Below are 21126 nucleotides of genomic sequence, written 5' to 3' on the forward strand. Positions count from 1 at the left end.
GCTGACAAAGGAGACCTTGTCCGTTCAGGTGAGCTCAGATCACTCGATCCGCGTCAGGCCATCCGCATCGGCCTGCTCCACCAGCCAGGTGCGGAAGCGGCGGACGTCGGGGCGGTCAGCCTTTTCCGGCATGGTCAGGATCCATTGGCTGTAGTCGCTGAGCAGCTCGATATCGAAGGGCTTGATCAGCCGGCCCGAGGCCAACTCCTCCTGCACCAGGGCGGCCTCCGCCAGGGCCACGCCGTGGCCGGCCATGGCGGCCTCGATGGCCAGGTAGACGTTGGAGAACTGTTGGCCGCGCCGCCAGTCCACCTCCGGCGCGCCGGCCAGCTCCAGCCATTCGGGCCAGTGCGGCTCGCCGGGCGCCAGGCGGACGTCGGAGAGCAACTGGACCTTGGCCAGGTCGGCGGGGACCTTCAGCGAGGTCTGATCCAGCAACCTCGGGCTGCAGACCGGGAACATGAACAGCGACACCAGCTTCTTGACCACGAAGCCGGGATAAGGCCCGCGCCCGAAACGGATCGCCACGTCGTAGCGGTCGCGGACCATATCCACCGTGGCGTCCGAGGCGGCCACCATGACCTGGATGTCCGGGTAGCGTTGGTTGAAGAGGTGCAGCCGGGGCACCAGCCAGCGGGCCGCGAAGGAGTGCATGGCGGTCACCGCCAGCACCGCCTTGCGCGGGCTCCGCAGCTCGGCCACCGCCTCTTCGACGATGCCCAGGCCCTGGCCCACGCCGAGCGCCAGCCGCCGGCCTTCGTCGGTGAGGCGGACCGCGCGGTTGAACCGCTCGAACAAGCGCACGCTGAACTCGGCCTCCAGGGCCTTGATCTGGCGGCTGACCGCGCCGGGGGTGATGGCCAGCTCCTCGGCGGCGCGAAGGAAGCTCTCGTGCCGGGCGGCGGCCTCGAACACCCGCAGGCCGGTGAGCGGCAGGCGCGACCGCGCGGTCATGTCCTGACGAACAGATGCCGGCTGGGGCAGAGGTCGGCCACCACACACTGTTCGCACTTCGGCCGCCGCGCCACGCAGACGTAGCGGCCGTGCAGGATCAGCCAGTGGTGGGCTCGGGTCTTCGCCGTCTCGGGGACGATGGCCATCAGCTGCGCCTCGACCTGGTCCGGGGTCTTGCCGTCGGCCAGGCCCAGGCGGTGGGAGACGCGGAAGACATGGGTGTCGACGGCGATGGCCGGCTCGATGCGCAGCTCGTTCAGCACCACCGAGGCGGTCTTGCGCCCGACGCCCGGCAGGCCCTGCAGCGCCTCGCGGGTCAGCGGCACCTCGCCGCCATACTGCTCCAGCAGGATGCGGGAGAGGGCGATCACGTTCTTGGCCTTCATGTTGTAGAGGCCGATGGAGGAGATGAACGGCTTCAGGCCGGCCTCGCCCAGGGCCAGCATCTTCTGCGGCGTGTCGGCGACCTTGAAGAGCTTGTCGGTGGCCTTGTTCACCGAGACATCGGTGGCCTGGGCCGACAGCGCCACGGCGACCACCAGGGTGAAGGGGCTTTCGTAGTCCAGCTCGGTGCGCGGGTCGCTTTCCTCCGCCTCGAAGCGGCGGAAGATCTCGGCGATGCGCGCCTGTTCCGCGGGGCTCAAGCGCTTGCGGACGGCCGGCTTGGCGGCCCGGGTTTGGGCGGTCTTGGTTCGGACGGACGCGGGCTTGGCCATGGGAGGCGCAAGATGGCCGTGACGCCCTCTTCCGCCAAGGCGGTTTCCGGGCCTATCTTCACCGCCAGATGATCGGCCAGACCTACATGGATGCGGTGATCACGCCGCACCGCTCGCTCTCGGAGCGTGGCTTCATCGTCCTGATTTCCGTGGTGACCCTGGCCAACTGCTGCTCGGCGGCGGTGTTCGTGCACATGGGGGCGGTGTTCGTGCCGCCGTTCCTGGGCATCGACGTGGTCGCCGTGCTGGTGGCCTTCCTGGTCAGCTACCGGGCCGGGCGGCAGGTGGAGCGGGTGACGATCACCGCCCGCGAGGTGGTGGTGACCTACGAGGCGCCCAATTGGTCGCGGGTGGTCTGGGAAAGCCCGACCGCCTTCACCCGTGTCTCGGTGGAGCGCGAAGAGGACCGCACGGTGGGCCTGCGCCTACGGCTTTCGGGCAAGGAAGTGGCCGTCGCTCAGGCGCTGAGCCCGCGCGAACGCGGCGAGTTCGCCAAGGCGCTGGAGCAGGCGATCTGGGAGGCGCGGCGCGAACGCGGCTGATCAGCCCTTCCCGTCGGCCTTTTCCACCGCGATGATCTGGTCGAAGACCAGGGCCCACTTGCCGGCGCGACGCTGCCAGACGCGCACATAGTGTCCGCGGCCGCCGGCCCAGCGGGCGTCGCCGAAGGTCCAGGCGAGGTCGCCGGCCTTGGACGCGCTGCCGCCGATCGGACCGAAGGCGATAGCCTTGGGCCGGGTGGCCAGCTCCCTGTCCACCGCCGCGGGGTCGGCGGCGGGCGCCAGCTTCGAGCCCTGCACCCGCGCATCGGCGGCCAGCACGGCCTTGTAGGCGGCGGCGGCGTCGGTCTTCGCCTGGGCGGCCAGCGCCATCTCGGCGGCGCGCACCCGATCCATCGCCGCCGCCGCGCCCATGGGCTTGGCGTCCCCGGGCGGCAGGACGAGCGGGGTGGCCGTCTGGCCGGGGGCCGAGCCGCCGTCGGCGTCGACGCCGCTGTCGAGGATCCACTTCCAGCCGCCATCCGGCTGCCGCGCCCAGACGGTGAAATAGAAGATTCCCGGCGGGCCGCCGTTGACCGTCGCGGGGCCGGTGGTGAAGCCGAGATCGCCGGAACGCGCCACCCCGGCGAAATTGGGCCACCAGGCCAGCAGGGTCCCGCCGTCCCTGGGCAGCTTGGGCGGCGGCGCCTTGCCGTAGAAGGCCTTCGCCAGCACCACGTCGGGCGCGAAGATCACCGCGTCGTCGGTCATGTATTCCAGGAAGCTGGGCGCGACCCCGATCTCCGCGGCGCGGGCGGAGAAGGCCCGCTCGGCGGCCACTACCGGCGCGGGATCGGCGGCCGGCGGCGCGGCTTGGGCGGTTGTGGCGGCCAGCAGGCTAAGCGCGGCCATCGCCATGGACATCTTCAGCAAGGTCTCTCCCCGAGATCGTGTCCCTATGGCTAGCGCAAAGCGGGCGCCGCGGGCCAGGGTGGTTGCGCCAGGCGGTCCGAAGGCCAAGATGGGCGCATGGTCTTTACCGACGTCGAGATCGAGCGCTACGCGCGCCACCTGGTGCTGCGCGAGGTGGGCGGCCCCGGCCAGCAGAAGCTGAAGGCGGCCAGCGCGCTGATCGTGGGCGCCGGCGGCCTGGGCTCGCCCGCGGCGCTCTATCTGGCGGCGGCGGGGGTCGGGACCCTGATCCTGGTCGATCCTGACGTGGTCGACCGCTCCAACCTGCAGCGCCAGGTGCTTTATGCCGAGGACGACGTCGGCCGGCCAAAGGCCGAGGCCGCGGCCGACCGGCTGGCGGCGCTCAATCCGCACATTTTCGTGGCCGGCTACAATGGAGCCTTCGACGCCTCGACCGCCGACGAACTGTGTGAGGGCGTCGACCTGGTGCTGGACGGCACGGACGATTTCGCCGTGCGCTATGAGGTCAACGCCGCCTGCGTGCGGCATGGCAAGCCGCTCGTCTCCGGCGCGATCGGCCGCTGGAGCGGCCAGGTGGGCGTCTTCGCCGGCCAGCCCTGCTACCGCTGCCTGGTGCCGGAGATCCCGCCGGACGCCGAGACCTGCGTCGCCGTGGGCGTGGTGGGCGCGCTCGCCGGCGTGGTCGGCTCGATGATGGCGCTCGAGGCGATCAAGCTGATCACCGGCGCGGGCGCGCCGCTGGCGGGCCGGCTGTTGATCTACGACGCGCTCGCCGCCGAGACGCGGACCGTGAAGGTGGGCGCCGATCCCGAGTGCCCGGTGTGCGGAGGAGTTGGCTGATGGCGGCGGACTGGACACGCGTGGACGACTATCTGGTGGAGGCCTTGCAGCCGGACGACCCGGTCCTCGATCAGGCCCTGGCCGCCAGCGCCGCCGCCGGCCTGCCCGCCATCGCCGTCGCCCCCAACCAGGGCAAGATGCTGCAGCTCCTGGCGCTTTCGATCGGCGCGCGCCGCATCCTGGAGATCGGAACCCTCGGCGGCTATTCGACCATCTGGCTGGGCCGGGCGCTGTCGCCGGAGGGGCGGCTCGTCTCGCTGGAGTACGATCCGCATCACGCCGAGGTGGCGCGGGGGAACATCGCCCGCGCCGGTCTGGGCGGCCAGGTCGAGGTCCGCGTGGGCCGCGGGATCGACCTGCTGCCCGGCCTCGCCGATGAGGCGCCCTTCGACTTCGTGTTCGTCGACGCCGACAAGTCGAGCAATCCCGACTATTTCGCCTGGGCGCTGAAGCTAACCCGGCCGGGATCGCTGATCGTGGTCGATAATGTGGTGCGCGGCGGCGCGGTGACCGACCCGAAGGGCGACGCCAACGTCCAGGGCATCCGGCGGATGATGCAGATGATCGCCGCCGAACCCGGGGTCAGCGCGACGGCGGTGCAGACGGTAGGCTCCAAGGGCTGGGACGGCTTCTGCCTGATCCGGGTGAACGGTTAGGGGGCGTTCGGGTTGTCCGGTTCCCCGCGTTCGCGGGGTTGACTCGCTGCGCGGTCACATCATCGAGGGGATCACCCGGTCGGGCGGCTTGTGGCCGTCCATCCAGGTGCGGATGTTGATGATCACCTTCTCGCCCATGTCGATGCGGCCTTCGATGGTGGCCGAGCCCAGGTGGGGCAGCAGGACCGCGTTGGGCAGGCCCAGGAGCTTCGGATTGATCTTCGGCTCGAACTCGAAGACGTCGAGGCCCGCGCCGGCGATGGCCCCGTCGCGCAGCAGTTCAGCCAGCGCCGTCTCGTCGATGATCTCGCCGCGGGCGGTGTTGATCAGGATGGCGTGCGGCTGCAGGAGCTTCAGCCGCCGGGCGGACAGCAGGTGATAGGTGGCCGGAGTGTGCGGCGAGTGGACCGAGACGATGTCCATCCGCGCCAGCATCTGGTCCAGGCTGTCCCAGTAGGTCGCCTCCAGCTCCTCGGCGATGCGCGGGCTGACGGGCTTGCGGTTGTGGTAGTGGATCTGCAGGCCGAAGGCCTTGGCGCGGCGGGCCACAGCTTGGCCGATCCGGCCCATGCCGATGATCCCCAGCCGCTTGCCCGTGATCCGGTGGCCCATCATCCAGGTGGGCGTCCAGCCGTGGAAGCCGCCGGCCTGGGTGACCTCGGCGCCTTCGACGATCCGCCGGGCCACCGCCATGATCAGCGCCATGGTCAGGTCCGCGGTGTCCTCGGTGAGCACGCCCGGCGTGTTGGTGACGGTGATGCCGCGGGCGTTGGCGGCGGCCACGTCGACGTGGTCGATGCCCACCCCGAAATTGGCGATCAGCTTCAACTGCGGGCCGGCCTTTTCCAGCAAGGCCGCGTCGATCTTGTCGGTGATGGTCGGGGCCAGCACGTCGGCGCGGCTCAGCGCATCGGCCAGCTGGGCGCGGCTCAGGGGCTCGTCCGTGTCGTTGAGCTCTGTGTTGAACAACTCACGCATCCGCGTCTCCACGGGACCCGGGAGTTTGCGCGTGACGATGACTTTCGGCTTGCGGGCGGCCATGCTCGGCTTGGATAAGTGGAGGGATGTTCATCGCGTCGGCGGTCCGGCGCGTCTTTCGGTCAGGCAACCTCTAGCAAAGGCTCCATGGGCGGCCAAGGCGAGGCGCGGGATTTGGCGAGGCGGGGCGTGCGGTTGTTGAAACGCGCGGCGTTGGTCCTCGCCGCCAGCCTGGCGCTTTCGGGGGCGCTTTCGGGCGGCGCGCAGGCCGCCCAGCCGGCGTCCGAGCGCCAGACGCCCTCGGGCATGCCGGTGCCGCGCTACGTCTCCCTGAAGTTCGGCCAGGTGAACGCCCGCGCCGGCCCCGGCGACGACCACAAGCTCCTGTTCGTCTACAAGGTGCGCGGCTTGCCGCTGCAGGTGGTGGCCGAGACCAGCGAGTGGCGCCGCGTCTGCGACCCGGAAGGCACGCTCGCCTGGGTGCACAAGCGCGTCACCGACGGACGGCGCATGACCATGAACACCGCCGCCCAGGCGGTGCCGCTGCTGAAACGGCCCAAGGACGGCTTCAGCGCGGCGGCCTTCTTGAACCCCCACGCGCTGGCGGCGTTGGACCGCTGCGACAAGGGCTGGTGCAAGGTGAAGGCCGACCGCGCCTCGGGCTGGGTGCGCGAGGGCGCGCTCTGGGGGACCGCCGATACGCCCCAGTGCCGGGCCTCGGCGCCCTAGGGCCGTGGCCCAGGCGCTGCATTGAGCGGGCCGCCGGCCTCTGCTAGGCCGAAGGTTCGCAGACGGACAGGATCTTGATGACGGACTTCCAGGCCAAGGGTCACTACGGGTTCGAAGAGCTGATGAGCTGCGCCCGCGGCGAGATGTTCGGGCCGGGCAACGCCCAGCTGCCGGCCCCGCCGATGCTGCTGTTCGACCGCATCATCACCATCAACAATGACGGCGGCGCTCACGGCAAGGGCTACATCGAGGCCGAATTCGACATCCGCCCCGACCTCTGGTTCTTCGATTGTCACTTCCTGGGCGACCCGGTCATGCCCGGCAGCCTGGGCCTGGATGCGCTCTGGCAACTGGTCGGCTTCTACCTGGGCTGGATCGGCGGGAAGGGCCGTGGCCGCGCCCTGGGCTGCGGCGACGTGTCGTTCGCCGGCGAAGTGACGCCCGCGATTAAAAAGGTCACGTACAAGATCGAAATGAAGCGGGTGATCAACCGCCGGTTGGTGATGGGGATCGGCGACGGGGTTTTGGAAGCTGACGGAAAGCCCATCTATACGGCGGCCGACCTGCGCGTCGGCCTGTATCAGAGGACGTGAGGACCCCGGGCATGCGCCGCGTCGTCGTCACCGGAATGGGCATCGTCTCCTCGATTGGCAACAACGCCAACGAGGTGCTGGCGTCGTTGCGTGACGCGAAGTCCGGCGTCACCGCCGCGCCGGAGTACGCCGAGCTGGGCTTCCGCTGCCAGGTGCATGCCGCCCCGCAGATCGACTGGGAATCCATGGTCGACCGCCGCGCGGCGCGGTTCCTGGCCCAGGGCACGGCCTTTGGCCATATCGCCATGGAGCAGGCCATCGCCGATTCCGGCCTGACCGAGGCGGAGGTCAGCCACGAGATGACCGGCCTGGTGGTGGGCTCGGGCGGACCCTCCACGCGGGCCATCGTCGACGCCGCCGAGATCACCAAGACCAAGGGCCCCAAGCGGGTCGGCCCCTTCGCGGTGCCCAAGGCGATGAGTTCCGGCGCCTCGGCGGTGCTGGCCACCTGGTTCAAGATCAAGGGGCTGAACTTCTCCATCTCCTCGGCCTGCGCCACCTCGGCCCACTGCATCGGCGTCGGCTACGAGCAGATCCTGATGGGCAAGCAGGACGTGGTCTTCGCCGGCGGCGTCGAGGAGCTGGACTGGACCTTGAGCGTCATGTTCGACGCCATGGGCGCTATGAGCTCGAAGTTCAACGACCGCCCGGCGGTGGCCAGCCGGGCCTACGATGTCGACCGCGACGGCTTCGTGATCGCCGGCGGCGGCGCGATCGTGGTGCTGGAGGAATACGAGCGCGCCAAGGCCCGCGGGGCCAAGATCTATGGCGAGATCATCGGCTACGCCGCCAACTCCGACGGCTACGACATGGTCGCCCCGTCCGGCGAAGGCGCGGTGCGCTGCATGAAGCTGGCCCTGGCCACCACCGGCGGCCGGACCATCGACTACCTGAACCCGCATGGCACCTCGACGCCGGTGGGCGACGAGCGGGAGATGGAGGCGGTGCGCCAGGTGTTCGGCGACAAGCCGCCGCTGATCTCGTCCACCAAGTCGCTGACCGGCCACAGCCTGGGCGCGGCGGGGGCGCAGGAGGCGATCTACTGCCTCCTGATGATGAACAACGGCTTCGCCGCCGAGAGCGCCAATATCGACAACCTCGATCCCGCCTTCGCCGACCTGCCGATCCTGCGCGAGCGCGTCGACCGGCCGCTCGAGACGGTGATGAGCAACTCCTTCGGCTTCGGCGGGACTAACGGCTGCCTTGTGATGGCGCGCGTTTAGCGCGCCGGGCGGGCGCCTGGTGATGGCGAAGGTCCTAGGCCTTTTCGGCCTCGGCCCTTTCCCCGTAGAGGTCGAGCTGCTGGCGCTCCAGCTCGTGGGCGTAGCGGCGGGCCACATAGGACTCGGCCAGCAGACCCAGCACATGCCGCTCGGCGTCGACCACGGCCAGCTCGTCGGCGTTCGATTCTTCGAAGATATGCATCACCGCCCCGATGTTCATGTCCGGCGACAGCGCCAGGCCCGCGTTCTTGGCCAGGGTCGCCACCGCCGCCTGCGGGTCCAGCCCCTCGGCGAAGGCGTCGGCGGTGACCAGCATGCCGGCGTAGCGGGCCTCTTCGTCCAGCAGGATCACCCGGGAGGTCGAGCCCAGCGGGAAACGCTGGCGGAAGGCCTCGATGCGGGTGGCCGCGGCGACGCTCTGCGCGTCGGGACGCATCATCCGCTCGGCGGTCAGGCTGCGCATCCAGCCGATGTCGCGGGCGCTGCGGATGGTCTCGCCGCGCAGGTGCAATCGCCAGGTGGAGAAGGAATAGCCGAACCGCTCGCGCACCACCGTGGATGCGATCAGGGCCGCGCAGAGGGCGGCCGCGGCGATGCCGAAGTCGCCGGTGGTCTCCAGCACCAGGAAGCTCATGGTCAGGGGTCCGCCGACGATGGAGACCGCGAGCGCGCCCATGCCCACCAGGGCGGCGTTCTCCGGCGACAGCTTCTCGGCGAGCGGCGTCAGGTCGGCCAGGCCCGCGTAGATCTGGCCCAGCAGAGACCCGAGGAACAGGGAGGCGAAGAACAGGCCGCCGCGGAAGCCGAACCCCAAGGACACCACCGAGGCGGTGGTCTTCAAGAGCAGGACCAGGGCCAGGATGGCCAATGGCATGCCGACCGCCAGGTCCAAATGCAGGGCGCCGTGCCCGGCCGAGAGGGTCTGCGGCGAGACGATGGCCAGGCCAGCCAGCAGGAAGCCGCCGATCATCGGCCTGAGCGCCTGCGGGATCGGCGAGCGGCGCACCAGTCGCTCGACGCCCGCCACCAGGCGCATGATCGCCACGCCGACCAGGGCCGAGATCAGGCCCAGGCCGGAATAGAGGGCGTAGCCCACGATGTCGGGCGCCTTCTGGGTCTTGATCTCGATGGAATAGGGCAAGCCGCCGGCGCCCTTGGCGGCCAACACCGCCGTAAGGCAGGCGGCCGCCACCGGGGCGATGGCCGAGGGGGTGTAGGAGCCGATGACGATCTCGAAGGCGTAGAAGGCGCCGGTGAGCGGCGCCCCGAACGCCGCCCCGATCGCCGCGCCGGCGCCCGCGCCCACCAGGATGCGCATGTCATGGCGGCGCACCTTCAACCGCCCGCCCGCGAAGGACGCCGCCGCCCCGCCGGCCTGGGCGTAGGCCGCCTCAAGTCCCACGGAGGCGCCGACCCCGTTCGACAGCATGGTCTGGATGCAGACGATGGCGCTGTCGGCCAGGCCCAGCACCCCGCCGTAGAGGGCGTTGGCCTCCACCACGTCCACCAGGCCGCCGGCGCGCCGGCGCGAGACGAACCAGCTGAACACCCCCAGCGCGAGACCGCCGACCGGCAGCCAGAGCGCCCTCAGCGGGGAAATCCGCGCAACCGCGCTCAGGTGGTCGGCGTCGCCGATGTGGTAGAGCAGGCTCTGCAGCCCGTGCGCGACCCGGCTCTGGAACACCGCGAGCAGGCCCGCCGCCGCGCCCACCGCCACGGACAGCATGATCAGCCACAGCTCGCTGGTGCGCAGCCGCCGGCGCACCGCGCCCATCACCCGCAACGGCCATCGCCTGGGCGGCGACAGGAAGGAAACGTCGATCATCGCGGCTCCCGGCCCCCGGTATGGCCGCCCAGGCCGCAAAATTGAAGCGGCTTTGGCTGCTTGCCTTGGCTGGCGGCCCCGGCCACAACCCTGGCCAGCACACCGGACAGCGAAGGGAGACGCATCCGTGGCCGAAGACTACCAGATGCCCAAGGGCGAGCTCATGCACGGCAAGCGCGGGGTGATCACCGGGGTCGCCAACCACCAGTCCATCGCCTGGGGCATCGCCTGCCAACTGGCCGCCCAGGGCGCGGAGATCGCCTTCCTGCACCTGCCCGGCATGGAGCGCCGCGTCGAGCCGCTGGCCGACAGCATCGGGGTCAAGGTGCTCGCGCCCGTCGACGTCACCGACGACGCGGCGATGGATGAGGCCTTCGCGGTGGTCGAGAAGGCCTTCGGCCAGATCGACTTCTTCCTCCACGCCATCGCCTTCGCCAACAAGGACGAGCTGAAGGGCAGCTTCGTGGAGAACACCACCCGCGAGGGCTTCCTGCGGGCCATGGACATCTCGGCCTTCAGCTTTGTGGACTGCGCCCGGCGCGCCGCGGCGCTGATGCCGGAGACCGGCGGCTCGATCCTCACCTTGACCTACATGGGCTCGGAGCGGGCGATCCCGAACTACAACACCATGGGCGTGGCCAAGGCGGCGCTGGAGGCGGCGGTGCGCTACGCCGCCCGTGACCTCGGCCCCAGGGGCATCCGGGTCAACGCGCTGTCGCCGGGGGCGATGAAGACCCTGTCGCTGGCCGGGATCTCCGGCGGGCGCGGCATGCTGGCCAAGGGTCGGGCGCTGTCAGCCATGCAGGAAGACACCGCCATGGAAGGCGTCGCGGGCGCGGCGCTGTGGCTGCTGTCGGACCTCGGCCTTTCGACCACCGGCGAGGTGATCCACGTCGACGCCGGCTTCCACATCATGGGCTTCCGCGAGGACGAGGCCCCGGCCGGGGAAGGCTGAGCCCCATGGCCGTCGCTGGCGACACGCCTAAGGACATCGACGTCATCATCGCCGGCGCCGGCATCGCCGGTGCGACCCTGGCGCTGGCGCTCAACCAGGCCGGCCTCAAGCCGGTGCTGATCGATCCGGTGGTGTTCGACGCCCAGGTGGCGCCGACGTTCGACGGCCGCGCCTCGGCCATCGCCTACGCGGCGTTCCGCCAGTGGCGGGCGCTGGGGGTCGGCGAGGCGCTCCAGCCCCACGCCCAGCGGATCGAGCAGATCCTGGTCACCGACGGCAAGACGCCGGGGGCCGCGGCGCGCGGCGGGCCGGGGCCGTTCTTCCTGCGCTTCGATTCCGCCGAGATCGCCGACAGCTCAGACGGCGAGCCTCTGGGCTACCTGCTGGAGAACCGCCACATCCGCGCGGCCCTGGCCAAGGCGGTGATGGACGCCGGCATCCCGGTGCTGGCCCCGGCCAAGGTCGCCAAGGCCGAGTTCGGGCCGCGCGAAGCGCTCGTGACCCTGGCCGACAGCCGGACCTTGCGCGCGCCGGTGGCGGTGGGCGCGGAGGGCCGCGGCTCGGTGATCCGCACCGAGGCCGGGATCGGCGCGGTCGGCTGGGACTATCCGCAGACCGGCGTGGTGGCGACCGTGCGGATGGAACGCCCTCACGAGGGCGTGGCGCACGAGTACTTCCTGCCGGGCGGGCCCTTCGCCATCCTGCCGCTCACCGACAACCGCGCGAGCCTGGTCTGGACCGAGAGCCGGGCGCGCGGCGCGGCGCTCAAAGCCGCCCGGCCGGAGATCTTCCAGGCCCACCTCGACCGCCGCTTCGGCGACTTCCTCGGTGAGATCCGCGTCGAAGGCCCGGTCTTCACCTATCCGCTCAGCCTGCAGCTCTCCGAGCGCCTGGTCGCCCCGCGCGCGGCCCTGCTGGGCGACGCGGCCCATGGGATCCATCCGATCGCCGGGCAGGGCCTGAACCTGGGCCTTAAGGGCGCGGCCGCCCTCGCCGAGACCCTCGTCGAGGCCCAGCGGCTGGGCGAGGACATCGGTTCGGAGGCGGTGCTGGAGCGCTATGCCGCCTGGCGGCGGCTCGACACCGTCAGCATCTCCTTGGCCGCCGACGCCTTCGTGCGCCTGTTCTCCAACGACAACCCGGCGCTCCGTCTGGCCCGCGGCCTCGGCATGGCGGCGGTGAACCGGATCGGCCCAGCGCGGCGGTTCTTCATGACCGAGGCCGGCGGCGCGATGGGGGATTTGCCGCGGTTGCTGCGGGGCGAGGCGCTTTAGTGGAGAACGTCTGCCATCTCGTCGTCTATGACTACGGCGCGGGCGGTGTTTGGGCTGTCGTCGCCGCCAGGAGCGCTGCGGAGGTCGTCCGTAGATATCCCAGTCTGAAGGTGATCGCGGATCGGCCAGTTTGGCTGACTGATGAATTGTATGCGGGCTTGCCCCGGTACGATCTCGATGCCGCTCCCGATGATTTTCTTCGGGCGCTGCAAGACGAACGTAAACACCCCAGCCCCTAAATCCACGGCGGCCAAAATGGCTTGGGCTTCGGGTCTGCTCAAGGACGCGCCTGCGGCGCGCCGCCCCGCGGCGAGGGCGAAGCCCTCGTCCTTGACCAGCCCCGCAGCCCAAGCTGCAATCTCGCCATGAGGTTTAAGGGGGAAACCATCCTGACAGATGGATCGAAACCCACCCGTTCTCTTCCGTCATGGCCGGGCTTGTCTCGGCCATCCATAGACGCAGGCGCCTCAGGCCTATTCGGGCATAACCGCGGCAACTCTCGGAACTCGGCGCTTATGGATCCCCGGCACAAGGCCGGGGATGACGATCTATGAGGATGATCGCCAACTCAGCCGCACGGCCGAGGAATCAGTGAGCGGCGAGGTGGCGCCGCCTCGCCGCTCTGGGAAGGTCGCCTTAGCCGAGAGCCCCCGGTTCGGCTCCACAACCCGCTCCGCACGTTACTCGGACTCGAATAGCAATGATATGTGAATCTTTGCCCGGGGGTCTTTATCTGCGCCGCGCGCCGTGCGGCTATTCCGTCGCCCGGGTGAACTTCGACGCCAGGACGCACTTCGGCTGGTCCCTGTGCACCGCCACCGTCGCCGGCTGGGCGACCCCGGTGTTGAAGTAGAAGGTCCCCTTCGGCGAGCTCACCGTCAGCACCGTGGGGTTGGTGAACTGGCAGATCTTGTCGACGCTGAAGCCCACGCCGCCCTTGTCGTGCACATCCGAGCAGGAGGCGTCGCCGGACCAGCGGCCGAGCGTCGTGCCGTCGTAGTCGAAGGTCGAGCGCGTTTTGAAGTGGCCGGCGGCCCACTGGTCGGCGGAAAGCCGCGGGCAGGGCGGGCCCTGGATGTCCCAGGCCTTGGCCGTGGCGATGTCGGCGTTGCGGCCGCGGATGTAGTTCCAGGTGAAGAGGCCGGTCCCGAGGGTGACGACGAGCACCGCGCCGATCACATGCGCCATGCCGTAGCGGCGCACGGCGCCGTAGTCGCGGGGCTTGGCGGCGGTTCCCTGGTCCTTAATCGGCATCCGTCAGCTCGCGGGCCTCTTCCGGCAGCATGATCGGCACACCGTCGCGGATCGGATAGGCCAGGCGCGCGGAGCGGCTGATCAGCTCGCCCTTGTCGCGGGCGTATTCCAGCGGCCCGTGGGTCACCGGACAGACCAGTATCTCCAGGAGGCGCGGATCGACATCGTCTTGGGTCGGGGCGTTGTCTGTGCGGGAAATGTCGCTCATGGGCGCGCAGTCCTACTGCACGGAAGGACCGGCGTCATCGCCGTCGTCGAGCCCGTCGATCTCCAGGAGGGTCGAAAGCGTCTCGAACCGGCCGGTGAGGGTCGGCGCCTCCAAAAGCGCCTGTTTCTCCGCCGGTTCGAAGGGCAGGCCCATGGCCAGGGAATTGACCAGGGCCTCCAGCGGCGCGGTCTGGGCGGTCTCCCAGTCGATATCGAGCTCGCGGCGGTTCAGGTAGCGCTTCAGGGCCTTGGCGAAGCGGGTGCGCGCGGCCTCCGGCGCCTGGGTGGTCTCGTCCTCGGTCAGGTCGGCCTCGAAGCGGTCGTAGCGGGCGCGCAGCTGGCGGTAGGGTGTCGGGATGACCAGCTCCTCGCCCGCGTCGAAGCGGCAGACGCCGGTGAGCGTGATCAGGTAGCGGCCGTCCGAGGTCTCAGCGTAGCTGGTCACGCGGCCGGTGCAGCCGACCTTGACCAGCTTGGGCCGCATGCGGTCGCCGCCGGCCCGGGTCTGGATCATGCCCACGATGCGGTCGCCGGCCATGACGTCGTCGATCATGTTGAGGTAGCGCGGCTCGAAGATCTGCAGGGGCAGGTCGCCGCCGGGCAGCAGCAGCGCGCCGTCCAGCGGGAAGACCGGGATCATCTGCGGCAGGTCGGCCGTGCGGCGATAGGCCGGCATGGATGGGCTCCGGGGCGGGCTCAGCTGAACAGGATCGCCGACAGGCGCCGGCGGCCGTTGCGGGAAATCTCCGACATCTGGCCCGCCGCCTCGAAGACGGTGAGCAGCTGCTTGCGGGCCGCCTCGTCGTTCCAGGCGCGGTCCTTCTCGATGATCGTCAGCAGCTCGGCGGCGGCGGCCTCCAGCCGGTGCGCGCCGGCCAGCGCCTTGGCGAGTTCGAACCGGGCCTCGTGGTCGTCGGGGTTGGCGGCCAGGCGGGCCTCGAAGGCGGCGGTCTCCGAGGGCGCCTCGGCGGCCAGGGCCAGGGCGGCGCGCACGCTGTCGAGGTCGGGGTCCTTGGCGCCCGGCGGGGCCATCGCCAGGATCTCGCCGGCCCGCTCGGCGTCGCCGGAGGCCAGGTAGACCTTGGCCAGGCCGCCCAGGGCCTTCACGTTCTCCGGATCGGCCTGCAACACCTGGGCGTAGGCCTGCGCGGCGCCGCCCATGTCGCCCAGCTCCAGGGCGTCCTTGGCCAGCGCCAGCATCTCGTCGAGGGGCGAGGGCCCGCCCTTGCCCATCTTCGCCAGCTTGTCGACGAAGGCCTTCACCTGGCTGTCGGGCAGGGCGCCCATGAAGCCGTCCACCGGCCGGCCGTCGACGAAGGCGAACACCGCCGGGATCGACTGCACCCGCAGCTGGCCCGCATAGGCCGGGTTCGCGTCGATATCGACCTTGACCAGCTTCACCGCGCCCTTGGCCGCGGCGACCGCCTTCTCCAGGGCCGGACCCAGCTGGCGGCACGGGCCGCACCAGGTCGCCCAGAAGTCGACGATCACCGGGACCTCGCGCGAGGCGTCCAGCACGTCGGCGGCGAAACTCGCGTCGGTGGCGTCCTTGATGATGTCTCCGGAAGGCTTTCCGGGCGTCTTTCCGGCGGTTTCCCCGATCAGGCTCATGGGGCGGATCCTCGAACTGTGTCCTCAGGGAACGTTTCGCCGGGAAGATGGTCCCGCGGCGCGGCGGGTTCAACGACCGTCATGGCCGCGAAGTCCACGATCAGCGGCGTCACGCCCACGGCGGCCAGGAAGCTGCGGAAGCCGGCCTGATCGACGCCGGTGGTGGCGGTGTTGGTCAAGGGGTGGAAGTTCACCCGCCCGGCCTCGGCCAGCGTCCGGTCCAGGACGAAGCGCACCCGGTGCGCGTCGGCGTCATTGATCAGGGCGAAGGCGGTGACCGAGCCCGGCGTCACGCCCAGCGTCGCTTCCATCAGCTCGGCGCTGCCGAACGACAGGCGCGCCGAGCCGATCACGGTGTGCAGGCGCTTCAGGTCGATCGCCGTGCGGTCGGCCGCCGAGATCAGCCACAGCTGGCCCTTCGCGTCCTTCAGGAACAGGTTCTTGGTGTGGGCGCCGGGGATGGCCGCCTTGATGTCCTCGCCCTCGCCGACCCGGAACACCGCGGGATGCTCGACGGTGTCGTGCGCCACACCCAGGCGGTCCAAGAGGGCGATCAGGTCGGGCCGGGAGGGCATGGCCCTTGGTTTGCACGAGGCGGGTGCGGCCGCAAACCCTGTGTGCCGTTTTGCATCACTCGCCGAGCGCGTTCGCCGCGGCCGGCAAACTGGGAAGTCTGGACCGATGAAGCTTCGCCTCCTCGCCCTGGCCGCGTCCGCGGCCGTCGCCCTGGCCGCCGCCTCGTCGGCATCCGCGGCCGACTACGCCATCACCACCGTCGCCGGTGACCACGTCACCGATCCGCTGATCACCGACTTCAACAGCAACTCGAGCGGCGCCATCACCGACCTGGCCGCGGGCTACACCTTCAACCAGGGCCCCGGCGGCCTGGCCTTCACCCGCGATGGCGGCCTGGGCCTCCTGTCCGGCGTCAGCGCCCCGCCGCCGGCCGACAACGGCGTTTCCGGAGCCTTTTACGAGACGGTCACCACCGGCGGCGCCGCCACCCTGACCGCCAAGACCCCGCTGGACTACTTCCAGTTCTACATGGGCTCGCCGGACGACTACAATCAGATCGAGTTCACCTTCGCCAACCCGGCCCTCTCGCCGCTGATCCTCACCGGCACGCAGATCTGGGGCGGCTCGCCCGACGGCAACGGCGACCAGTCGCAAGGCTTCACCGTCAGCTATCACTTCGACGCGCCGGTCTCCTCGGTGACCTTCACCTCGACCGGCAACTCCTTCGAGTTCGACAAGCTGGCCGGCAGCGTGCCGGAACCGGCCTCCTGGGCCCTGATGATCCTGGGCTTCGGCGGCGCGGGCGCGGCTCTGCGCAGCCGTCGCCGTCTGGTCCCGGCCGCCGCCGCCTAAGCGGCCGACAGGCCTTTAAGACGACAGGCCCCAGCCGCCTTCGGGCGGCTGGGGTTTTTCGTGTTCCGGGCAATGCTGGACGCCGGCGCCGCCCGCTGCTTTAGCTCGCTGCGGGATCCCTTAAGCGAGGCCGCCGAGCGTCCGATGTCCGCCCTGGAACTGGAGTGCTACCCCACCGTCGAGCCCGGCGTCACGCCGCCGGAGATCGTCCCCGGCCGCCAGCCGCGCGACTGGATGGACGCCTTCCACGCCCGCCACGCCTACCGCTGCCTGCCGATGAACATGGCCAACACCTCGGGCTGGGAGATCCTCTGCCCCATGGCCTTCACCGCCGAATGGACCGGCGGGATCCACCAGGACGACATCAAGCTCACCACGGACACGCCGCACCCGCACTTCAACCGCTTCGCCCGCAGCCACTTCAGCCATGGCGTGGTGACCATGCACACCGGCTACATGTTCCGCACCCCGCCGGGCTGGTCGCTGATGGCCATGGGCGCGCCGAACCACGTGAAGGACGGCATCCAGCCCCTGGCCGGGGTTGTCGAGACCGACTGGCTGCCGTTCCCCTTCACCATGAACTGGCTGTTCACTCGGCCAGGGCGCGTGCGCTTTGAGAAGGGCGAGCCTTTCTGCTTCATCACCCTCATCCAGGACAAGTTCCTGCACGACATCCAGCCGGTCATCAAACGCCTGGATTCCAACCCCGAGCTCGCCCACCAGTACGGCGTCTGGGAGAAGCACCGCACCGAGTTCAACCAGCGGATCTTCCGCAACGATCCGGAGGCCACCAAGGAGGCCTGGCAGCGCTACTACTTCAAGGGCGAATACCCGGAAGAGGTGGCCCCGGCCCGCGAGGACCACGTCAACAAGCGCCGCTTGAAGGAGCCGAAATTCCGCCGCTGAGCCTGCGGCGCAAACGGCCATTGCAAAGGGCGGGGGCGTCTGCCATAAGCCGCCTCTCGATTTTTCGGGGCGGTTTCGGCCTCGAGGAGCGCGGGCGTAGCTCAGTGGTAGAGCACAACCTTGCCAAGGTTGGGGTCGAGAGTTCGAATCTCTTCGCCCGCTCCAAATTTCCGCAGAACATCAGATAGATAATTTTGCCCCTCGGGGCAGGCTGGTCCGGCCGGCCGGCGCGAGTCCGCATGGCGCCGGACACGGCTGCTTCCCCGCTCCCGGAGCCCCTAAGCCATCGCTTCGCGAATGAGTTCCTGCATGTCGTTTTGAAGGGCCTTGTTGGGTGAGCGGTTCGTGAGAACGACGGCGCCGTTTCCCGTTGCGGGGTCGAACGCCATGAGGGTGTGGGACCCAGGGTCGCCGCCGCTTTTCCAGACGACCTTGCCCTTTTCGCCGCCTTCCCAGGACAGGCCCTGAAAGTGGGTGTGGCCGTCAGCGTCGGGGAAAGGCTTAAGGTCTGCCATTTCGGCGACCGTGTCGGTCCGGAGCACCGTGGCGCCCTCCAGGCTCCCGCCCGCGGCGTGGGCCGCCAGGAACCGCGTGAGCGCTCGCGGGGAGGTTCGCAGCAGGCCGGCCGGCCAATCCGGATACCCAATCGGAGCCCGCGGCGTGAGCTTGCCGTTCTGGCCGACGTAGGGCGTCGCGCGCGGCGCGCCGCCGAGGTCCGCCAGGCTCCACGCCGCCGGCGCCATGCGGAGCGGCCCGAAGATATTCCGGGCGCTCTGGCGCTTGAGCGAGCCGCCGCCTATGCGTTCCGCCAGATAGCCCGCAAGGGCGAAGGCGACGTTGCTGTAGCTCCATTGCTGGCCAGGACCGGCGTCGAGGTAGCTTTTCCCGGGCGAAAACCACCGCCCGCCCGGCGACAGATAGCCGGTCAGGAAATCGCGGAGCGGGATCTTTGGGTCGCCGTCCACGCCGAAGCCTTCATAACCCCCGTCTGAGATCGACGATGTGTGGGTCAGCACTTGGCGAAAGGTGATCGGGCCGGGGTGGCGGGGATTTTCGGCCGGGAAATCCAGGTGCGGGCCGACCGGATCGTCCAGCGCGAACAGCCGGCGGTCGCGAAGCTGCATCAGGGCCGTGCCCGTCACGACCTTGCTGATGGAGGAGATCAGGAAGGCGGTGTCCGGGGTCGCCGGCAGTCGCCGCCCGCGATCCGCGAACCCGAAGGCCGCCGCCGAAATCGGCTTTCCGCCGCGGATCTGTCCAAAGCCCAGGCCGGGTACGTCGCTAGCCGCCATGAGCGCGGCGATGCGGCGGGACAGAGCTTCCGGCAGGGGCTCAGCCGCGCCGGCCGGCCCCGCCAATACGGCCGAACCCAGGACCAGGCCGGACATGACCGAGCGCCGATCTGGCCGCAGCTTCGACCTCTGGTCCGGCACGGGAATCCTCCAAGCGGTGATCCGCGGGACGAACGGTAGTCGGAGTCACAGGACGTCCGCCAGGGGGCTTCCGAGAGCGTCCAAATCACCCCAGGGAAGGGATCAGGTTTCGTGATCGCCGACCCGTCCAGGGGCGGCCCGCCGGCGGTGCACTGGCCCGAGGCGCCGCCATCGCGAGCGCCGCCGACAACCGTACAGCGTAAAAAATCTTCGCCTTGCAGGGGAATGCACTTCCCGTTTTGGATAACAAGGTATTAAGGCAAAGCTCGATTGTAGCCCGCTGGACCGGGCGCCGACCTCCTGGGGGGAAAAATGAAGATCAATCTGTTCGCCGCGGCCGCGGTTGCAAGCTTCGCTTGCGCCACGGCGGCGTCCGCCACCGAAGTCATCAACGTCAGCGCCGTGGTGGGGGATTCGACCCCGGCCGGCAGCCTCATGATCACGCAGTTCAATACCGACAGTCATGGCAACCTGATCATCGCGCCCGGGTATTCCTTCACCCAGGGTTCGGCGAACTCCTACATCACCAACTACCCGGGTTCGAGCAACAGCGCGCCCCCGCCGAATGACACCACCCCGTACGAGACCGTCCAAGGCGGCTCCACGGCGACCCTGGCCGACCTGCATGGCGCCCTGACGAGCTTCAGCTTCTACATGGGCTCGCCGGACACCTATAACGGCGTGGTCTTCACCATCGTCGGCGTGAACGGCACCACCCAGACGCTGAGCGGCGAACAGATCTGGTGCTCGGCCGCGCAGATCTCGGCCTCGACCTGCCCCAACTCGGGCGACGGCAACCAAGGGGTTGGCTACACGGTCACCTATACCTTCGCGCCGGACGCGGTGAAGGCGATCGAGTTCACCTCGAGCAGCAACTCCTTCGAGTTCGACAACCTCAGCGGCGTCTCCGTTCCGGAACCGGCGTCCTGGGCCCTGATGATCATGGGCTTCGGCGCCGCCGGCGCCATGGTCCGCTCGCGCCGCAAGGCCGTCGCGGCCTAGGGCCGACCTCCGGGCGACCGGTCCGGACGATCGAACAGAACCCTGGTCCGCGAACCCCGCGGACCAGGGTTTTTTCGTTCACGGGCCTGGGCTAGACCAGGGCGACGCCTGCCGCCCAAAGGACTCCCATGACGCACGATCCCGCGCTCGAAGCCCACGAACACGCCGAGAACGCCGAACACGCGGCCCACGAGCACGACCCCTTCATCAGCCGGGTGTCGATCACCGTGGCGGTGCTGGCGGTGCTGGCGGCCACGGCGGGCAGCCTGGAGACCATCGAGGCGGGCGGCGCCATCACCAGCTCCAGCGAGGCGGTGCTGGCGCAGGACAAGGCCACCGACGCCTGGAACGAGTTCCAGGCCGACAGCCTGAAGAAGCATATCTATGGCATCGCCGCCGACGCGGGCGGCGCCAACGCGGCCAAGTACGCCGGCACGGCCAAGGAGCAGACCGGCAAGCAGGCCGAGGTCAAGAAGACCGCCCAGGACGACGAGGCCGACCGCGACAAGCTGTTGAGCGCGAGCCGCCACCACGAGCATCGCCACCACTGGCTGACCGCGGCGGCGACCCTGCTGGAGATCGGCATCGCCATCTGCACCGTGGCGATCATCACCCGGCGGCGGACCTTCTGGCTGGGGTCCCTCGGCCTGGGCGCGGTCGGCCTGGTCCTCGCCGCGGCGGCCTACCTCACCTGAGCGCCTACATCCCGCCGGTGGCCAGGCTGTAGACGATGCGGCCCAGCGCTCCGAACAGCAGGACCGCGGTGGCCAGGGACTGGACGAGGAAACCCGCCGACCGCTTCTCGGCGGCGGCCATGTAGCCGGTGGCGTACATGATGCGCCCCACGATCCAGACAACGCCCAGGGCCGCGGCCACCAGCTCGTTCCAGTAGATGGCGAACAGCCACAGGCTGACCAGGAAGATCGGCAGCCATTCCAGGGTGTTGTAGTGCGCCCGCACCGTCCGCTCGAGCAACGGGTCGCCGGTCATGGCCGGGGCGGCGATCCCCGTCTTGCGCCGGGCGGTGGCGGTCTGGAAGCTGATCCAGAAATAGACCAGCAGCGCGAGCAGGCTGACCAGGGCGGTCCAGCGGTGCGCCATCATCATGTGGTTTCCCCCGAAGTTGGCGAATGCAGCTTCGCCTTGGGCTCAAGCTTGGCATGTAACGGGGTTCGCCGGGAACCGGGTAT

Annotated in this window: 24 protein-coding genes and 1 tRNA gene; 13 read left to right on the forward strand and 12 right to left on the reverse strand. The window is 69.6% G+C overall.

All coding sequences use genetic code 11. From position 1 onward, the window contains the following. Positions 1–39: 39 nt before the first annotated feature. Both gcvA and nth read right to left on the reverse strand, forming a co-directional pair. Entirely contained in the window at positions 40–954 is a 915-nt protein-coding gene (gene gcvA / locus E8A49_RS22200; protein ID WP_293386477.1) for a transcriptional regulator GcvA, read from the reverse strand. Next, positions 951–1670, reverse strand: coding sequence for an endonuclease III (gene nth / locus E8A49_RS22205; protein WP_293386478.1), 720 nt, complete (start codon positions 1668–1670; stop codon positions 951–953). Before nth ends, gcvA begins: the two co-directional genes overlap by 4 nt. 68 nt (positions 1671–1738) lie before the next feature. On the opposite strand from nth, the gene E8A49_RS22210 reads away from it, so the two are divergent. Beyond that, positions 1739–2212, forward strand: a complete 474-nt coding sequence (locus tag E8A49_RS22210) for a DUF2244 domain-containing protein (RefSeq protein ID WP_293386479.1) — start codon at positions 1739–1741, stop codon at positions 2210–2212. On the opposite strand, the gene E8A49_RS22215 is transcribed toward E8A49_RS22210, so the two are convergent. Beyond that, on the reverse strand, positions 2213–3082 hold the full coding sequence (locus tag E8A49_RS22215; protein ID WP_293386480.1) for a DUF4440 domain-containing protein: 870 nt from the start codon (positions 3080–3082) through the stop codon (positions 2213–2215). Positions 3083–3178: 96 nt separating this feature from the next. On the opposite strand from E8A49_RS22215, the gene moeB reads away from it, so the two are divergent. Both moeB and E8A49_RS22225 read left to right on the forward strand, forming a co-directional pair. Beyond that, entirely contained in the window at positions 3179–3922 is a 744-nt protein-coding gene (moeB, locus tag E8A49_RS22220) for a molybdopterin-synthase adenylyltransferase MoeB (protein ID WP_293386481.1), read from the forward strand. Continuing rightward, positions 3922–4578, forward strand: a complete 657-nt coding sequence (locus tag E8A49_RS22225) for an O-methyltransferase (RefSeq protein ID WP_293386482.1) — start codon at positions 3922–3924, stop codon at positions 4576–4578. Before moeB ends, E8A49_RS22225 begins: the two co-directional genes overlap by 1 nt. Before the next feature lie 54 nt (positions 4579–4632). Here E8A49_RS22225 and E8A49_RS22230 read toward each other — a convergent pair whose 3' ends face one another. Beyond that, positions 4633–5619, reverse strand: coding sequence for a D-glycerate dehydrogenase (locus E8A49_RS22230; RefSeq protein ID WP_293386483.1), 987 nt, complete (start codon positions 5617–5619; stop codon positions 4633–4635). A gap of 126 nt (positions 5620–5745) precedes the next feature. Here E8A49_RS22230 and E8A49_RS22235 point away from each other — a divergent pair, with 126 nt between their 5' ends. From E8A49_RS22235 to fabB, 3 genes are all read left to right on the forward strand, one after another. Beyond that, positions 5746–6285 (forward strand): SH3 domain-containing protein, encoded by a 540-nt coding sequence (locus E8A49_RS22235; protein ID WP_293386484.1) that lies wholly within the window; start codon positions 5746–5748, stop codon positions 6283–6285. A gap of 77 nt (positions 6286–6362) precedes the next feature. Next, on the forward strand, positions 6363–6878 hold the full coding sequence (gene fabA / locus E8A49_RS22240) for a 3-hydroxyacyl-[acyl-carrier-protein] dehydratase FabA (RefSeq protein ID WP_293386485.1): 516 nt from the start codon (positions 6363–6365) through the stop codon (positions 6876–6878). 11 nt (positions 6879–6889) lie between these two features. Further along, entirely contained in the window at positions 6890–8101 is a 1212-nt protein-coding gene (fabB, locus tag E8A49_RS22245) for a beta-ketoacyl-ACP synthase I (RefSeq protein WP_293386486.1), read from the forward strand. Between the two features lie 34 nt (positions 8102–8135). Here fabB and E8A49_RS22250 read toward each other — a convergent pair whose 3' ends face one another. Then, positions 8136–9926 carry a chloride channel protein gene (locus E8A49_RS22250; protein WP_293386487.1) on the reverse strand — a complete coding sequence of 597 codons (1791 nt, stop codon included), beginning with the start codon at positions 9924–9926 and terminating at the stop codon, positions 8136–8138. Between the two features lie 127 nt (positions 9927–10053). Between E8A49_RS22250 and E8A49_RS22255 the strand changes: the two genes are divergently transcribed. Next, complete coding sequence (locus E8A49_RS22255; RefSeq protein ID WP_293386488.1) at positions 10054–10881, forward strand: enoyl-ACP reductase; 828 nt, start codon at positions 10054–10056, stop codon at positions 10879–10881. A gap of 5 nt (positions 10882–10886) precedes the next feature. Beyond that, on the forward strand, positions 10887–12155 hold the full coding sequence (locus tag E8A49_RS22260; protein WP_293386489.1) for a UbiH/UbiF/VisC/COQ6 family ubiquinone biosynthesis hydroxylase: 1269 nt from the start codon (positions 10887–10889) through the stop codon (positions 12153–12155). 753 nt (positions 12156–12908) lie between these two features. On the opposite strand, the gene E8A49_RS22265 is transcribed toward E8A49_RS22260, so the two are convergent. The 5 genes from E8A49_RS22265 to E8A49_RS22285 are packed head-to-tail and all read right to left on the reverse strand — an operon-like array spanning position 12909 to position 15802. After that, positions 12909–13409 carry a hypothetical protein gene (locus tag E8A49_RS22265; RefSeq protein ID WP_293386490.1) on the reverse strand — a complete coding sequence of 167 codons (501 nt, stop codon included), beginning with the start codon at positions 13407–13409 and terminating at the stop codon, positions 12909–12911. Continuing rightward, positions 13399–13617, reverse strand: coding sequence for a Trm112 family protein (locus E8A49_RS22270; protein ID WP_293386491.1), 219 nt, complete (start codon positions 13615–13617; stop codon positions 13399–13401). The genes E8A49_RS22265 and E8A49_RS22270 overlap by 11 nt, the downstream gene beginning before the upstream one ends. Positions 13618–13629: 12 nt before the next feature. Further along, complete coding sequence (locus tag E8A49_RS22275) at positions 13630–14292, reverse strand: LON peptidase substrate-binding domain-containing protein (RefSeq protein ID WP_293386492.1); 663 nt, start codon at positions 14290–14292, stop codon at positions 13630–13632. Between the two features lie 20 nt (positions 14293–14312). Next, positions 14313–15227 carry a co-chaperone YbbN gene (locus E8A49_RS22280; RefSeq protein ID WP_293386493.1) on the reverse strand — a complete coding sequence of 305 codons (915 nt, stop codon included), beginning with the start codon at positions 15225–15227 and terminating at the stop codon, positions 14313–14315. Next, the gene (locus E8A49_RS22285) at positions 15224–15802 is read right to left on the reverse strand and encodes a prolyl-tRNA synthetase associated domain-containing protein (protein WP_293386494.1); all 579 of its coding nucleotides are present in this window, start codon (positions 15800–15802) and stop codon (positions 15224–15226) included. Before E8A49_RS22285 ends, E8A49_RS22280 begins: the two co-directional genes overlap by 4 nt. A 106-nt stretch (positions 15803–15908) precedes the next feature. On the opposite strand from E8A49_RS22285, the gene E8A49_RS22290 reads away from it, so the two are divergent. The 3 genes from E8A49_RS22290 (at position 15909) to E8A49_RS22300 (ending at position 17666) form a co-directional block, all read left to right on the forward strand. Next, positions 15909–16595, forward strand: a complete 687-nt coding sequence (locus tag E8A49_RS22290; RefSeq protein WP_293386495.1) for a PEPxxWA-CTERM sorting domain-containing protein — start codon at positions 15909–15911, stop codon at positions 16593–16595. 153 nt (positions 16596–16748) lie between these two features. Beyond that, positions 16749–17501, forward strand: coding sequence for a DUF6065 family protein (locus tag E8A49_RS22295; protein ID WP_293386541.1), 753 nt, complete (start codon positions 16749–16751; stop codon positions 17499–17501). Between the two features lie 90 nt (positions 17502–17591). Next, a tRNA-Gly gene (locus E8A49_RS22300) sits at positions 17592–17666 on the forward strand. A gap of 113 nt (positions 17667–17779) precedes the next feature. Here the strand turns inward: E8A49_RS22300 and E8A49_RS22305 are convergent. Then, entirely contained in the window at positions 17780–18889 is a 1110-nt protein-coding gene (locus tag E8A49_RS22305; protein WP_293386496.1) for a serine hydrolase, read from the reverse strand. Between the two features lie 357 nt (positions 18890–19246). On the opposite strand from E8A49_RS22305, the gene E8A49_RS22310 reads away from it, so the two are divergent. Together E8A49_RS22310 and E8A49_RS22315 are read left to right on the forward strand one after the other, a co-directional pair. Then, positions 19247–19936 carry a PEPxxWA-CTERM sorting domain-containing protein gene (locus tag E8A49_RS22310; protein ID WP_293386497.1) on the forward strand — a complete coding sequence of 230 codons (690 nt, stop codon included), beginning with the start codon at positions 19247–19249 and terminating at the stop codon, positions 19934–19936. A 128-nt stretch (positions 19937–20064) separates the two neighbouring features. Continuing rightward, a complete protein-coding gene (locus E8A49_RS22315) occupies positions 20065–20631 on the forward strand; it encodes a DUF4337 family protein (protein WP_293386498.1) in 567 nt (188 codons plus the stop codon). Positions 20632–20635: 4 nt separating this feature from the next. Here the strand turns inward: E8A49_RS22315 and E8A49_RS22320 are convergent, their stop codons facing one another. After that, complete coding sequence (locus tag E8A49_RS22320) at positions 20636–21043, reverse strand: MAPEG family protein (protein WP_293386499.1); 408 nt, start codon at positions 21041–21043, stop codon at positions 20636–20638. Between the last annotated feature and the right edge of the window lie 83 nt (positions 21044–21126).

Source organism: Phenylobacterium sp. (genome assembly GCF_004799515.1).
Classification (GTDB): domain Bacteria; phylum Pseudomonadota; class Alphaproteobacteria; order Caulobacterales; family Caulobacteraceae; genus Phenylobacterium.

What these genes read in the sequence shown, in the direction of transcription:
- gcvA (WP_293386477.1), bottom strand. Translation starts at nt 954, where the DNA reads ATGACCGCGCGGTCGCGCCTGCCGCTCACCGGCCTGCGGGTGTTCGAG.
- nth (WP_293386478.1), bottom strand. Translation starts at nt 1,670, where the DNA reads ATGGCCAAGCCCGCGTCCGTCCGAACCAAGACCGCCCAAACCCGGGCC.
- E8A49_RS22210 (WP_293386479.1), top strand. Translation starts at nt 1,739, where the DNA reads ATGATCGGCCAGACCTACATGGATGCGGTGATCACGCCGCACCGCTCG.
- moeB (WP_293386481.1), top strand. Translation starts at nt 3,179, where the DNA reads ATGGTCTTTACCGACGTCGAGATCGAGCGCTACGCGCGCCACCTGGTG.
- E8A49_RS22225 (WP_293386482.1), top strand. Translation starts at nt 3,922, where the DNA reads ATGGCGGCGGACTGGACACGCGTGGACGACTATCTGGTGGAGGCCTTG.
- E8A49_RS22230 (WP_293386483.1), bottom strand. Translation starts at nt 5,619, where the DNA reads ATGGCCGCCCGCAAGCCGAAAGTCATCGTCACGCGCAAACTCCCGGGT.
- fabA (WP_293386485.1), top strand. Translation starts at nt 6,363, where the DNA reads ATGACGGACTTCCAGGCCAAGGGTCACTACGGGTTCGAAGAGCTGATG.
- fabB (WP_293386486.1), top strand. Translation starts at nt 6,890, where the DNA reads ATGCGCCGCGTCGTCGTCACCGGAATGGGCATCGTCTCCTCGATTGGC.
- E8A49_RS22250 (WP_293386487.1), bottom strand. Translation starts at nt 9,926, where the DNA reads ATGATCGACGTTTCCTTCCTGTCGCCGCCCAGGCGATGGCCGTTGCGG.
- E8A49_RS22260 (WP_293386489.1), top strand. Translation starts at nt 10,887, where the DNA reads ATGGCCGTCGCTGGCGACACGCCTAAGGACATCGACGTCATCATCGCC.
- E8A49_RS22265 (WP_293386490.1), bottom strand. Translation starts at nt 13,409, where the DNA reads ATGCCGATTAAGGACCAGGGAACCGCCGCCAAGCCCCGCGACTACGGC.
- E8A49_RS22270 (WP_293386491.1), bottom strand. Translation starts at nt 13,617, where the DNA reads ATGAGCGACATTTCCCGCACAGACAACGCCCCGACCCAAGACGATGTC.
- E8A49_RS22275 (WP_293386492.1), bottom strand. Translation starts at nt 14,292, where the DNA reads ATGCCGGCCTATCGCCGCACGGCCGACCTGCCGCAGATGATCCCGGTC.
- E8A49_RS22280 (WP_293386493.1), bottom strand. Translation starts at nt 15,227, where the DNA reads ATGAGCCTGATCGGGGAAACCGCCGGAAAGACGCCCGGAAAGCCTTCC.
- E8A49_RS22285 (WP_293386494.1), bottom strand. Translation starts at nt 15,802, where the DNA reads ATGCCCTCCCGGCCCGACCTGATCGCCCTCTTGGACCGCCTGGGTGTG.
- E8A49_RS22290 (WP_293386495.1), top strand. Translation starts at nt 15,909, where the DNA reads ATGAAGCTTCGCCTCCTCGCCCTGGCCGCGTCCGCGGCCGTCGCCCTG.
- E8A49_RS22305 (WP_293386496.1), bottom strand. Translation starts at nt 18,889, where the DNA reads ATGTCCGGCCTGGTCCTGGGTTCGGCCGTATTGGCGGGGCCGGCCGGC.
- E8A49_RS22310 (WP_293386497.1), top strand. Translation starts at nt 19,247, where the DNA reads ATGAAGATCAATCTGTTCGCCGCGGCCGCGGTTGCAAGCTTCGCTTGC.
- E8A49_RS22315 (WP_293386498.1), top strand. Translation starts at nt 20,065, where the DNA reads ATGACGCACGATCCCGCGCTCGAAGCCCACGAACACGCCGAGAACGCC.
- E8A49_RS22320 (WP_293386499.1), bottom strand. Translation starts at nt 21,043, where the DNA reads ATGATGATGGCGCACCGCTGGACCGCCCTGGTCAGCCTGCTCGCGCTG.